General features: G+C 64.5%; 12 protein-coding genes. 6 read left to right on the top strand and 6 right to left on the bottom strand.

Features of this window, described 5'->3' with window-relative positions:
- Positions 1–9 precede the first annotated feature (9 nt).
- Genes P8H27_RS18940 through P8H27_RS18930 form a run of 3 tightly spaced genes read left to right on the top strand, consistent with a single transcriptional unit; the run spans position 10 to position 3,815 of the window.
- Positions 10–1,332 (top strand): ABC transporter permease, encoded by a 1,323-nt coding sequence (locus P8H27_RS18940; protein ID WP_289639270.1) that lies wholly within the window; start codon positions 10–12, stop codon positions 1,330–1,332.
- 36 nt (positions 1,333–1,368) lie between these two features.
- Positions 1,369–2,187 carry a class I fructose-bisphosphate aldolase gene (locus P8H27_RS18935; RefSeq protein WP_289639269.1) on the top strand — a complete coding sequence of 273 codons (819 nt, stop codon included), beginning with the start codon at positions 1,369–1,371 and terminating at the stop codon, positions 2,185–2,187.
- The gene (locus tag P8H27_RS18930; RefSeq protein ID WP_289639268.1) at positions 2,184–3,815 is read left to right on the top strand and encodes an AMP-binding protein; all 1,632 of its coding nucleotides are present in this window, start codon (positions 2,184–2,186) and stop codon (positions 3,813–3,815) included. Before P8H27_RS18935 ends, P8H27_RS18930 begins: the two co-directional genes overlap by 4 nt.
- 6 nt (positions 3,816–3,821) lie before the next feature.
- Here P8H27_RS18930 and P8H27_RS18925 read toward each other — a convergent pair whose 3' ends face one another.
- From P8H27_RS18925 to P8H27_RS18915, 3 genes are all read right to left on the bottom strand, one after another.
- Positions 3,822–4,550, bottom strand: coding sequence for an autoinducer binding domain-containing protein (locus P8H27_RS18925; RefSeq protein WP_289639267.1), 729 nt, complete (start codon positions 4,548–4,550; stop codon positions 3,822–3,824).
- 313 nt (positions 4,551–4,863) lie between these two features.
- A complete protein-coding gene (gene trmA / locus P8H27_RS18920; protein ID WP_289639266.1) occupies positions 4,864–5,952 on the bottom strand; it encodes a tRNA (uridine(54)-C5)-methyltransferase TrmA in 1,089 nt (362 codons plus the stop codon).
- A gap of 100 nt (positions 5,953–6,052) precedes the next feature.
- Positions 6,053–7,345: an NCS2 family permease gene (locus P8H27_RS18915; protein ID WP_289639265.1), complete on the bottom strand. Its 1,293-nt coding sequence runs from the start codon at positions 7,343–7,345 to the stop codon at positions 6,053–6,055.
- A 173-nt stretch (positions 7,346–7,518) separates the two neighbouring features.
- Here P8H27_RS18915 and P8H27_RS18910 point away from each other — a divergent pair, with 173 nt between their 5' ends.
- Both P8H27_RS18910 and P8H27_RS18905 read left to right on the top strand, forming a co-directional pair.
- Complete coding sequence (locus P8H27_RS18910; protein WP_289639264.1) at positions 7,519–8,073, top strand: DJ-1 family glyoxalase III; 555 nt, start codon at positions 7,519–7,521, stop codon at positions 8,071–8,073.
- Positions 8,074–8,395: 322 nt separating this feature from the next.
- Entirely contained in the window at positions 8,396–8,797 is a 402-nt protein-coding gene (locus tag P8H27_RS18905; RefSeq protein WP_289639263.1) for a hypothetical protein, read from the top strand.
- 216 nt (positions 8,798–9,013) lie between these two features.
- Here the strand turns inward: P8H27_RS18905 and P8H27_RS18900 are convergent, their stop codons facing one another.
- Together P8H27_RS18900 and P8H27_RS18895 are read right to left on the bottom strand one after the other, a co-directional pair.
- Positions 9,014–9,529 (bottom strand): hypothetical protein, encoded by a 516-nt coding sequence (locus P8H27_RS18900; protein ID WP_289639262.1) that lies wholly within the window; start codon positions 9,527–9,529, stop codon positions 9,014–9,016.
- A 9-nt stretch (positions 9,530–9,538) separates the two neighbouring features.
- The gene (locus P8H27_RS18895; protein WP_289639261.1) at positions 9,539–9,943 is read right to left on the bottom strand and encodes a DUF1924 domain-containing protein; all 405 of its coding nucleotides are present in this window, start codon (positions 9,941–9,943) and stop codon (positions 9,539–9,541) included.
- Between the two features lie 140 nt (positions 9,944–10,083).
- On the opposite strand from P8H27_RS18895, the gene P8H27_RS18890 reads away from it, so the two are divergent.
- Positions 10,084–11,646, top strand: coding sequence for a 2Fe-2S iron-sulfur cluster-binding protein (locus P8H27_RS18890; RefSeq protein ID WP_289639260.1), 1,563 nt, complete (start codon positions 10,084–10,086; stop codon positions 11,644–11,646).
- A gap of 145 nt (positions 11,647–11,791) precedes the next feature.
- Here the strand turns inward: P8H27_RS18890 and P8H27_RS18885 are convergent, their stop codons facing one another.
- Positions 11,792–12,916: a class I SAM-dependent methyltransferase gene (locus P8H27_RS18885; RefSeq protein ID WP_289639259.1), complete on the bottom strand. Its 1,125-nt coding sequence runs from the start codon at positions 12,914–12,916 to the stop codon at positions 11,792–11,794.
- Positions 12,917–12,986: the final 70 nt, after the last annotated feature.

The raw sequence follows: 12,986 nt of genomic DNA, 5'->3' as shown, positions 1-12,986 counted from the left end.
GGAGCCACCATGCACACCAAGCTGCTATTGAACATGTCACTGCGTAACCTGCTGCGTCAGGGGCGCAAATCCATCGGAACCCTTGTGGTGATGGCCGTGTCCATCCTGGCCTTGTGTCTGCTGTCGGGTTACATGCAGGCCAATGTCGAACTGATCCGCGATGCCTTCATGCGCTGGGGCGCGCGTGGTCATTTGCTGATCGAGCGGCCCGCGTCGCAACTGGCGCGGGAAGTGGAAGGTGCCGGCCAACTGCCACTCAGCGCCGCCATGCAACAGCAGATCGACACATTGCTCGCGGCGGATCGCGAGGTTGTCGCAAGCGCCCGTATCCTGCGGATTTCCGGCATGCTGTCCAACGCCCGCGTGAGCACGATCTTTGCCGGCATTGGCCAGGACGTGCAGGCCATCCGCCAGATCAAGGGCCCCGCCTACGAGTACGACGTGGTCGCCGGCACGCCGTTGTGGATGGAGACGCGCGCCCAGCCGCTGATTCTCGGCCAGGGACTGGCCGCCATCCTCGGTTGCGAGGTGCCCAAGGTCGGTTTTGCACCGCTGCAGCCCGGCGATACGCCGGCATCCAAGCCGATGCAATGTCCCCCCGGCCCGCTGGAGCTGACCGCCAGCACTCGCGGCGATGCACGCGTCAACGCCGTGCGTGCCTTGCCCAGCGGAATCATGGACTGGGGCATCAAGGAAGTTAACGATCGCCTGGTCGTGATGCCGATGGCGGATGCCCAGGCACTGCTCAACACCCGGGACGTCAGCGAGTACCACGTGCTGTTGAGCGAGGGCGCAAGCCTGCAGGCCGCGCAGGCGCGAATCAGCGCAGCTCTGCAACAGGCCGGACTCACCGATGTGCAGGTGTTTCTTTGGTCCGACCGCGCCACCTTTTACCAGCAGGTAAAGGCGGTGCTGGGGGGCTTTCTTAACTTTATCGCCGTCGTCGCCTGCGCCATCGGTTTTATCAGTCTGTTAAACGCCAGCTACATGAACTTCGCCCAGCGCGCGCGCGAATTCGCCATCCTGCGCAGCCTGGGTTTTACCCGGCGCTTTGTCATGGCCCTGACCATGCTGGAAAACAGCTGGCTGGCACTGGCGGCGGCACTGCTGGGTATCGGCGGCGCCGGTGCCATCGTGTGGGCCGTGCGCGAAGCCCGGATCATGTGGACACCGCCAGGCTCCAGCAACGCCGTTCCGGTGGATCTGGCCTGGGTGATGCCCACCTACGTGGTTGCCACGCTGGCGGTGGTGCTGCTCGCCGCCTTCGCCAGCACCATTCCCACCCGCAAGATACTGAAACGGCCTATCCGTGCCGTGCTCGCCGAAGCGTAACGATCGACTCAGAACACAGCGAAAGGAGACATCTCAATGAGTGAAATGGCACGCAAACGGCGCTGGAAGCGCTTCGTCGATCCACAATCCGCTAAGGCTCTGGTGGTACCGCTGGATCACGGCCTGACCCTGGGGCCCATAGCCGGGATCAACCGGCCCGAAGACATCTTGCGTTGGCTGAGTGCGGAGGCCGTCACCGGCGTAGTACTGCACAAAGGCTTTGCCGAGCGGCTCGCTGGCGGACTTGGCTGTGGTTTGACGATCCAACTCAACGGCTCGGTGAGCATGGATGAACAGCCCGACTTGAAACAATTGGTTACCAGCGTGGAGGCTGCCGTGCGCCTGGGCGCCGACGCGGTTTCGCTGCAAACCAATTTCTCTGCCGCCACCGCCTCCCACAACCTGCGTCTGATCGGGCGGGTGGTGGACGAGGCGCATGCCTGGGGCATGCCGGTGCTGAACATGGTCTATGACAAGACCCCGACGAATGGTCAGAGCCTTACCTGCATGCGGCACTTTATGCGCGCCGCGGTTGAGCTGGGGGTCGATGCGCTCAAGGTCGCCGCGCCGGCAACACTGGAGCGAATACCGGAGTTGCTTGACGGCATTCGGGGCCATACGCCGGTGCTCTTCGCCGGAGGCGTGCTAGCCGATGAGCGTGCGCTACTGGAGCTTGCCAGTGCCGTGGTGCGCTACGACGCCGATGGCATCTGCGTCGGCCGCAACATATTTCAACGCGCCAACCCCAATGCAACCCTGAAAAGCTTATTGGCAATGTTTCGTGCCGGCACGGTAGCGGAGGGCGGATTCAGTCGCTCAACGCCGCTGGACGAGGGGATAAAAATGGCCATGTGAGCCACTCGACGAATCGGGACGATTTAGTTGAAGGCCAGCTTGAGCTGAAGGTCAGGCTAATTGATCAATCCACTGAGAGAATTGCCGTGATTCATATTAATTCCAGTCCCGGTTGTGTCGACCTGCTGGTCGACCGCCATGTCCGTGCCGGGCGCGGAGAGAACCTGGCTCTGGTGGAGCACGGTTCGGCGGGGCGCCGCTGCCTGAGTTACCGGCAGCTACAACAGCTCACCGTCGCTGCCGCACAGGAGCTGAACATTCGGCTGGGAGGCAGCCGCAGGCAGCAGCGCATCGCGCTGGTGGGCTCGGCCACCCTGGAGAATATCGTCTACTGGTTGGGCGCCATGCGTGCCGGGCACTTAGTGTTTATGGTGCACCCGACACTGCCGGCAGATCACTACGAGGGTTTGTGGGAGAGCTTCGACCCGGATCTGGTTCTGGCCGACTACAGTGCGGTGTCTATTGACGCGGAAGCCATGACCTCGGTCGCTGAGCTGGCTATCGAGAGGGTCGAGTTGCATGAATTGTGCGAGGTGAGCGATATCGCCGCCAGCCTCGACCTGCGCCCGGCGCTGGTGCTGGCCACGTCCGGATCCACCGGCCGAGCCAAGCTGTGCGTGCACAGCCACCGCGCTTTTTGGCAGTTCGAGCGCATGGTCAGCCGCCGTCTGTGGGATATCCGCGCGAGCGACCGAGTGCTGGCCAGCACTGGACCTTTCTTCTCCTTCGGCCTGCAGGGTGTGCATGTACCTCTGAGCGTGGGTGCCACCGCCGTATTGCTGCCGGAGTGGCAACAGCACACCGATTTCCTCGAAGCTATCGAGACCGAATGTGTGAGCGTGTTTCTGGCCGTGCCGACCCTCTATCACCTGCTGATGTCGCGGGCGACGCGCTCATACCGCTTCGACAGGCTACGCCTCTCACTCTCTGCCGGCGAGCGGCTACCGCAGGTGATCCGCAAGCGTTGGCAGGAGTGGAGCGGTGCACAAATGCTGGACTCCATCGGCACCACCGAAACCTTTGCCCCCTATCTCTCGGAGACCGCCGCCGGCCCTGCTGCATTGCAGCGGGTGGAAGGCTTCCGTTATTCGGAGCGGGTGCATGCTGGTGGTAGCGAGTCCGGAGCGTTTTCCTTGGGGGTTTCCGGCGGTTGCCTGATGCTCGGTTATCTAGGTAACGGCGCGAGTGAAATGCTTGACCCCGTGCCGTCGATTTTCGAAACCAATGACCTCTTCGTACGCGACGACGACGGGTTGTATTTCGTCTCGCGTGATAGTGAGCGCATCAAGATATCCGGCTATTGGGTGAGCCCGCAGGAGCTGGAGGAATTCCTGCTTGCGGACAAGCGTGTGGTGAAGGCCGCAGCCCTTCCTCTGGTGACCGCCGAAGGGTTAACGCGGCTACGTGCTTACGTGGTGGCCGACGGTTCTGGCTATTCCGGCTCGGCGCTGGTGCATGACCTGATGAAACGCATCCGCGAGGATCTCCACCCCCGCGCCCTGCGGCCCGACCGTATAGAGTTGGTGACAGATATCGCCACAACACCCAGCGGTAAGCTCAAACGGCAGGAGCTGCGCAGCCTGTTGACGCACCCCTGCGCCGAGGCCGGCGCAGTGCTGGTCAATTGAATCGGTTCAGGGCCGAATCAGGCCCAGCGACAGCGCCCGGACGACGGCCTGACGCCGATTCGAAGCGCCCAGCTTCTGGATGATATTGCGGAAATGGAAATTCACCGTGGCTTCGGAGCAACCGAGAATGCGCGAGATCTCCCAGGAGGTCTTGCCGGCCGCGGCCCAGTGCAGGCACTCGTCTTCGCGTCGGGTCAGGCCAATGTTCTCGGAAGCGGAAATCTCATCGATACGGTTGATCGCCTCGTAGGCGTAAGAGGCCAGCAGATGGACGATGGGCATGGTCTCCGTGAGCCAGGCTTGGGTTTTTGCATTGAAACAAGCGCCGTTGGCCACCGAGATCATCATTGCGCGGCTACTCCTGGCGCCATGCAAGGCGGTTGCCACGCCGGTGGAGATCCCGTGCGCGGCAGACTCCTCGTGCAATTGGCAGGCGTCCCCGAGGAAGTGTCCTTGATGCCAGATCAGGGGCAGCGAAGACTGCCGGCAATGGCGCACCACCGGATCGCGGCCGAGCCACTGCAGGCGGCCGTATTGTTCCACGCAAGTGGTCGGGTAGTTGGTCTGGATAGAGTGTTGGGGCGCCCCGGTAAGCGGGAAGTCTTCGATGCCGATCAGAAAGAAATCGAAGCCGATTGCGCTGATGAAGCGCTGAATCCGGTCTTTGACCTGATCGATGTTGCGTGCGGCCAAGAGCTCCGGCAGAGCCCCAATCACATCCTTATGTGCGCGCAATGCTATTCCTCCCAAGAATAGGGGCATAACCTGAAGCTTAATTCTGCAGTTGGCGCAGAAACAGTGACGATCTTAGCGTGAATTAATCGCAAACAAGAGGGGGAAAAGATCCGCAGTGAGACATCGTGCACCCTTAATGAAGGCCGTTGCAGCATTATCCTGACGACGCTGCGGGTGCAGAACCTCGCCGGCGAGCTCCGAGCGTTCGGAGAAATCTATCCGCCTGTCGCGCCGGCAAGAAGCGCAAACGGGGTGTTGCCCGGCCGCCGAGAGGTGACAGCGCGGGTATAGCGCTGGGTAGCCAGGCGCCTTGCTATCTTCTGCTCAGAAGCACGCCCGACTCCATGTGATGGGTGTAGGGGAATTGGTCGAACAGGGCGCAGCGCGTGACCTGGTGAGTATCGTTGAGCTGGGCGATGTTGGCGGCCAGGGTCTCGGGGTTGCAGGAGATGTAGAGAATCCTGTCGAAGCGCCGGGTCAGCTCGCAGGTGTCCGGATCCATGCCGGCGCGCGGCGGGTCGACGAATACGCTGCCGAATCGATAGCTTTGCAGGTCGATGCCGGCCAGGCGGCGGAACGGCCGCACTTCATTGAGGGCTTCGGTCAGCTCCTCGGCGGACAGGCGCACCAGGGTGACGTTGTCCACGTTGTTGCTTGCCAGGTTGGCCAGCGCGGCGTTGACCGAGGATTTGCTGATCTCGGTGGCCAGCACCTTACGCACCCGGGTGGCCAGCGGCAGGGTGAAGTTGCCGTTGCCGCAATAGAGTTCCAGCAGGTCGTCTTCGCGTTCGCCCAGCACATCAAAGGCCCAGCCGAGCATCTTCTGATTGACCTCGCCGTTGGGCTGGGTGAAGGCGCCTTCCGGCTGGCGGTAGCGGAAGCCGCGCCCCGCCACCTGCAGCTCTTCCTCGACGTAATCCCGGCCTATGACGATGCGCTTGCCGCGCGAGCGGCCAACCAGGCTGACCTGCAGTTCCGCCGCGAGCTTTTCCGCCTCGGCTTGCCAGGCCGCGTCCAGCGGGCGGTGGTAGCACAGGGTGATCAATGCGTCGCCGGACAGGGTGGTGAGAAACTCGACCTGGAACAGCTTGAAAGCAAGCGCCGAACTCAGCTGCCAGGCGCTTTTCAGGCGCGGCATCAGGGCGTTGATTCGCGCGCTGGCAATGGGGAACTCCTCGAAGAAGATCGGGGTGTGCTTATCGCCGGCTGCGAACATCGCGTAATGACGGTTGCCATCTTCGCGCCACAGGCGGAATTCGGCGCGCAGGCGATAATGCTCGCGCGGTGACTCGAAGACCTCCGGTTCGGGGGCAGCGAAGGGCGCCAGCAGCTCGACCAGGCGGGCTTTCTTTTCGGCGAGCTGAGCGGCATAGGTGCTGGGATCGAACTGGGGTCGGCTCATGGACTACTCATTTGCGAATTGGCCGTAGGCTGGGCTTGAGCCCACCGGCAGCGGTTACACGAGGGCGAGGCGGATCGCCGCCGGCCCAGCCGACTAATCATTAAGCGAACCAGCCGAGCTTGATCACGAACAGCACCGACAGCACCACCAGCGCCGGGTTGAGGTCGCGCCAACGTCCGGCCAACAGTTTTACCACTGTCCAGCTGATGAAACCGAAGGCGATGCCGTTGGCGATGGAGAAGGTCAGCGGCATGGCCAGCGCGGCCACCACCACCGGTGCGGCGACGCTAAGGTCGTCCCAGTCTATCTGCGCCAGGCTGCCCATCATCAGCACGGCGACGAACAGCAGCGCCGGCGCGGTGGCGAAGGCCGGCACGGCGCCGGCCAGCGGGGCGAAGAACAGGCTGAGCAAAAACAGCAGGGCAACCACGCAGGCGGTCAGGCCGGTGCGTCCGCCGGCGCTGATGCCGGCCGCCGACTCGATGTAGCTGGTGGTGGTCGAGCTGCCCAGCGCGGCGCCGGCCATGGTCGCCGTGCTATCGGCCAGCAGGGCGCGGCCGAGCTTGGGCATCTTACCGTCCTTGTCCAGCAGGTCGGCCTTTTGCGCCACTCCGATCAGGGTGCCGGAGGTGTCGAACAGGTCGACGAAGAGGAAGGCAAAGATCACGCTGAGCAGGCCGATATCCAGGGCGCCGGCGATATCCAGTTGCAGCAGGGTCGGCATCAGCGACGGCGGCATCGACACCACGCCGCTCAACTGCGACAGGCCGAGCAGGATCGACAGCCCGGTGACCAGCAGGATGCCGATCATCACCGAACCGGTGACGCGGCGGTAGGCCAGGGCGGCGATCACGAAGAAGCCCAGGCAGGCCAGCAGTACGCTGCCCTGGCTCATGTCGCCGAGGCCGACCAGGGTGGCGGGGTTGTCGACCACGATACCGGCGTTTTTCAGCGCGATGATCGCCAGAAACAGCCCGATGCCGGCGGCAATGCCGGCGCGCAGGGCCATGGGGATGCTGTTGATGATCCACTCGCGGATCTTGAAAATCGACAACAGGAAGAAAATCACCCCGGAGAGAAATACCGCGCCCAACGCCACTTGCCAGGTGTGGCCCATGGTCAGCACCACGGTGTAGGTGAAGAAGGCATTCAGGCCCATGCCCGGCGCCAGGGCGATCGGGTAATTGGCCAGCAGGCCCATGATTGCCGAACCGATGGCGGCAGCCAGGCAGGTAGCAACGAATACCGCGCCCTTGTCCATGCCGGCTTCGGCCAGGATGTTGGGGTTGACGAAGAGGATGTAGGCCATGGTCAGGAAGGTGGTGAGGCCGGCCAGAACCTCGGTGCGTACCGTGGTGTGATGCGCTTTTAGGTGGAAGATTCGTTCCAGCATGCGGGACTCCCTGTGGCGTTGCTTACGCCTTCGATATGCAGACCGCAAGCAAAGCACATATGCACGATTTTGCTGGCGATCTGGAAAAAGGCGCGCATCATAACAGCTCGTCCGCGAGCGGTGCAGGCATGAGCCGGTGGACGATTATCGTTGGGTTTTCCGAGGAGGCAAACATGACTTCACGTGCCCTTGTCACCATTGCCGATGGCGTCGAAGACATCGAATGTGTGACCTTGATCGATGTACTGCGTCGTTCCGAGGTCGAGGTGGTGGTCGCCAGCATCGAAGGCCGGCGCATGGTTACCTGCGCCCGCGGCACCCGGTTGACCGCCGACACCATGCTGGTCGACGTCCTGGCCCAGGAATTCGACCTGATCGTGCTGCCCGGAGGCATGCCCGGCGCGCAACGCCTGGCTGAACATGAGCCGCTGGCCGAACGGCTGCGCCAGCAGGCTAAGGCCGGCAAGTTGTTCGCCGGGATCTGTGCGGCGCCAGCGCTGGCCTTGCAGGCGTTCGGGGTACTCAAGCAGCGGCAGATGACCTGCTACCCGAGCTTCAGCGAGCGTCTCAGCGGCTGCGTCTTCGTCGACCAGCCGGTGGTGGTCGATGGCAACTGCATCACCAGCCAGGGCCCGGGCACCGCCCTCGAATTTGCCCTGACCCTGGTCGAGCAACTGCGCGGCAAAGGCACGCGCAAGCAGGTGGCTGAGGCCATGCTGGTGCATTGACGCTCAAGCGCCGCGCGGTTCGCTTGAATGATCGCGCTGCGCCAGGATGGGAAACCGTTTGCGCCAGGCGCCGCGGATCAGCCGGGTGCGAAGGCGATCCGGCCGCCGCGTCCGGTGACACCGGCCATGGTCAAGCCGCCGCCGGGCACCATCATCAACATCTCGACCTTCGCGGCGATGCTCGCCATCCCGGTGGGCGTCCGCGGGCTGCAGTTGAGGCGCGAGCCAACGCCAGCACCACGGCGGAGGCAGTGCAGTGCGTGGCGGGACAGCCATTGCTGGAGTGGGCAACGGTGACCTCGACTGGCTATGATCGGTGCCTATGACCACCTCTGCCGAGCTTCGCCAACCTTGTCCGCCCGGTGCCTGCAACTGCGGGCGCGAACGATTGCAGGGCCGCCCCGACGCCGACTCGCGCATCCTGCGCCTGACCCGTGCGGAGGAAAAGCGCCTGCTCGAACGCCTGGAGAATATCCAGAGCCTGAGCGACCTCGAGCGCCTGCAACGGCGGCTATACGAGCAACTGGGTCTTCGCGTGGCCATCGCCCCGGGCCACCACGAGGTGCGCAGCATGCGCGGCATCGCCATCCATATCGACGAATTGCCCGGCCTCTGTCGCAAGACCCGCCAGTCGATCCCGGCGGCGATTCGTCGTGGCCTGGAGAAGCATCCGCAGATTGCCTACCGGCTGCTCGATGCCCACGACCTGTTTCGCGATGCTTGAGGAGTGCCTGGCATGCTGTCGTCCGGCCGGCAGCTTGCCGATGATCCGGTGCAGTTGCGCGTCGGCCTCGGCGGCCAGCTTGCAGTTTTCGATCATCTCGGCGACTTCCTCGCGAACCTGTTCGGCGAGCTGCACGTACTGCCTATCGGCGAGGGTGTTTTCACAGCCTCTCAGTGCGGTTCATGCATGTTCGCCAGATCCGCCTGCCTGTGTCGTTCAACGCGGAATCTTCACCCGGTCGTCATCGAAGTCGCCGCGCTCGGCGTCGCGGTGGCAGGCCACGCAGTTGGCCGGGCCGCCTACCGATTCGCGGCGGAATTTCGCGGCGCTGACTTCATCGTGCTTGTGCTCGAACCAGCGCGTCTGGCTGATCCGTGGCGGCTCGCCGGCCGTCTGTGCCGGTTCCACCGGCAGGCGGTTGCGGGCCGAGGCGCGCAGCAGGAAGTCGAGGATCTCGCGCTCTTGCTCGGGCTCCAGCGAAGCATTGCTGCCGTAGTGGGCGGCCAGCGTGTCCAGCTGCTGGCGCCAGGCTTGGGCCGGCAGCAGACCCGGCGGGTAGAGCATGTGGCAGCTGGCGCATTCGTCCTTCCAGAGCTGCGGGGCATCGGCCGGTACCGCCAGGCGTTTGGGGCGCTGGTAGCGGCGGGTGTGCTCGTCGTCGGCGGCGGCGAGGCTGAGGCCGACCACCGCGAGTGCTAGCAGGGCGAAGGCCAGTGGTTTTCCGAGGCGCATGGCGCGCTCCTATTTCAGGCTGTTGATCCAGGTGATGAAGTCGCCCTTTTCCTGGGCGCTGCAGGCGCGGGTGAAGACGTCGTCGCAGTTGCGCCGAAACCATTTCTCCACCTTCTGCGGATTGCTGAAACGCTCGGGGTTGGCCGCCGGCGCCAGCGCTTCGACCTTGCGGTAAGCCAGGGTCTTGCCGGCCTGGCGCGGATCGGCGGTGTGGCAGGTGGTGCAGCTGATGGCCTTGCCATTGCGCTGCTGCTCGGCGAAATACAGCGCCTTGCCACGCTCGGCGGAAAAACCGTTGAAGGCCGGATTTTCCTGGCGGGCCTGTTCGGCGTAGTCGGCGATCAGCGCCGACTCGGGCGCCGCCAGGGCCGGCAGGCTGAGGCAGCAGGCGAGGGCAAACAGAGTGGCTTGCATGGGGCGCTCTCCAGGGGTGGTGGCTGGAGGTTAGGCCCGCTGGCTTAAACGAAGCTTAAAAGCCGCCGTGGCTGGATTCAGCTCCGCTTAAGCCAGCGGGGCTAGAAAGGTGACATTCCATTCTGCTGAGGACTGCCATCGTGGCCGCGTTCAACCGCTTCCGGTTATTCCACTGGCTACTGGCCGGATTCTTCGTCGCCGTCTACCTGAGCGGTGAGGATGCCGAGCTGCTGCATATCTGGCTGGGTTACGGCCTGGTCGCGTTGCTGTTGCTGCGCCTGCTGATCGCGCCATTGCGGCTGCGCGGCTTCCCGCGCTTGCTGCCGCCGCGAACCCCGGCGCATAAGCCCAGCCCGGACACGGTCGGCAAATGGCTGACCTTCGGCACGCTGGTGAGTTGCGCCTTGGCCAGCCTGATCGGCTTCGGCATGGTCGAAAACGGCGATGTCCTGGCCGCCTTGCCTGGGGTTTCGCCAGAGCTGTTCGGTGCCGCCGGCGACATCGACTTCGTTGCCTGGCTGGGCGATGCCGAAGAGGTGCATGAATTCTTCGCCAACCTGGCGCTGTGGCTGATCGGCTTGCACATTGGCCATGTGCTGCTCTTCCGCCGCCAATCGGTCTGGCCGATGTTGCGCGGACTGCCGAAACCAGGGGCTGGCGCTGCGCCGAACCAGCCGTCGCTGATGGCGCCGTCTGCGTCCGACGAAAGTGTCCGGGTCGAAGTGTGCGGCCGGGTGGAGGAGGGGGGCGATGCCTGCTCCTTCGAGCTGCGCGTGCCGGCTGAGCAGCGCGAACGCTTCGCCGCCCGCCCCGGCCAGTTTCTTATCCTCAAGGTGCCCTGCGCCGAGCCGCCGCTGCTGCGCTGCTATTCGCTGTCGCGGCCAGTACTGGGCGACGAACCGCTGCGCATCACGGTCAAGCGTGTGGCTGCTGGTCGCGCCTCGAACTGGCTGCACGAGCAGTTGCAGCCGGGCGCTAGCCTGGACGTGTTGCCGCCAGCGGGCAGTTTCAGCCCGGCCCGCCTCGATGGCGACCTGTTGTTGATCGGCGCCGGCAGTGGCATCACCCCGCTGATGGCGATCCTGCAGGCGGCGCTGGCTCAGGGGCACGCACGGATCTGTCTGTTCTATGCCAACCGTGATGCCGACTCGGTGATCTTCGCCGAGGAGCTGGCAGGCTTGCAGCAGCGCTATGGGCAACGGTTGCAGGTGCGCTACTGGTTTGATCAGAGCCAGGGCGTGCCCGGCGCCGATGCCATTGCCGGGCAGGTCAGCGACTGGCGCGAGGCCGATTGCTTCATCTGTGGCCCGCAACCCTTCATGGACGGGGCGCGCCAGGCACTGCTCGGCCTGCAGGTGGCAGAGCAGCGGATTCACCTGGAGCGCTTCGCCGCGCAACCGGACAATCACAACGCTGCGGCGACACCCCCGGACGCTAGTCGGCTTTGGGTGTCGCTCAATGGCCGGCGGCATGCACTGGATGTGCGCCGCGGCGAGGTGCTGTTGGATGCCATGGAGCAAATCGGCCTGCAGCCGCCGAACGCCTGCCGCACCGGCGTCTGCGCCGCCTGCAAGTGCCGGGTGGTGTCCGGCAGCGTGACCATGCGCAGCAACCAGGCGCTGAGCGAGCCGCAGATCCGCCAGGGCTGGGCGCTGGCCTGTCAGGCCGAACCCAGCAGCGCGGAGCTGCAGGTGGAGTACTAACGGGGCTTGGTTGCGGTTGGCCTTGGCTAACCTTGCTCGCTACATTTTTCAACGGCCTGCTGGTGGCACGAAGGTCGGCGGACAGCGACGGGTGGAAACCCTTCGCGGGTTTTTTCCACTCTGCTGCGGGTTGCCGCGTGCGCGCTTATTTGAGCGCTTTCAGCACCACGAACTTCGGCGTGGCCGCCATCTGCTCGACGCCGCGGAACAGGCGCTTGAGCTTGGCGTGGTAGCCCAGGTGACGGTTGCCGACTATCCAGAGTTCGCCGCCTGTGACCAGCGCGGCGCGGGCCTGCTGGAACATGCGCCAGGCGAGGAAGTCGCCGACCACCTGCTGCTGGTGGAACGGCGGGTTGCACAGCACCAGATCCAGCGAATCGGCCGCCTGCTCGGCCAGGCCGTCGCCGGGGCGAATATGCACAGGGCGCTCGCCCAACGCCGCTCGCCAGTTGTCCCGAGCCGATTGCACGGCCATATAGGATTCGTCGACCAGGGTCAGCTCGGCCTGCGGGCTGCCCAGCGCGTAGGCGATGCCGAGCACGCCATTGCCGCAGCCGAGGTCGGCCACCCGAGCCCGGCCCAGGTGCTTGGGCAGATGCGGCAGAAAGGCGCGGGTGCCGATGTCGAGGTCTTCGCGGCAAAACACATTGGCGTGGTTGAGCAGTTCGATGGCCGGTTTGTCCAGGCGATAGCGAGTCGGGTAGGGCGAGTGGGGCCGCGCCTTCGCCTCTGGGGTGGCCAGCAGCAGACGAGCCTTTTTCGCCGCCAGGGAGGCCTGCACCGGGCCGATGTATTGTTCCAGCAGATCGCCAGCCGCGCGCGGCAGGTGCTTGAGCATGCCGGCGGCGATGACCTGGGCGCCGTCCGCCAACTGGCCATGCAGGCGGATCAGCTGCTCTTCCAGCAGCGCCAGGGTCTTGGGCACGCGGATCACGACCCGCTCGAACGGGCCCTGAGCCGTTGCGCTGGCCGGCACGAAGCTGACCGCGTCTGCCGGCAACCGATTGCGCGCCAGGTTGGCCTGCAGGCCCAGGTAGCCCAGGTGCGAGTCGCCGCTGCTGGTGACCTGGGCCTGGCCGGCCAAATTGGCCGCCAGGGCGCCGAAGCTGTCGTTGAGCACCAGCACGCGGGTATTCGCGGGCAAGCCCTGCTCGTGCAGGTGATTGAGCAGGTACTGGTCGGCGGCATCGAAGGCCTGCAGGGGGTCGGCCTGCTGTTCGGGCTGGCGGATCAGGTCGAGCTGGGCAAAAGGCGTAACGAATATAGGCATATAGACTGCTGGTGTTTGTGGGCGGCGCTTTGCGCGACACTGTGGGCGTAGCCCGAGCGCGAAAGGGAGT

Origin of the sequence: Pseudomonas sp. sp1636 (assembly GCF_030376615.1) — a bacterium.
Taxonomy (GTDB): Bacteria; Pseudomonadota; Gammaproteobacteria; order Pseudomonadales; family Pseudomonadaceae; genus Aquipseudomonas.
This window is presented reverse-complemented; position numbering and strand designations above follow the sequence as displayed.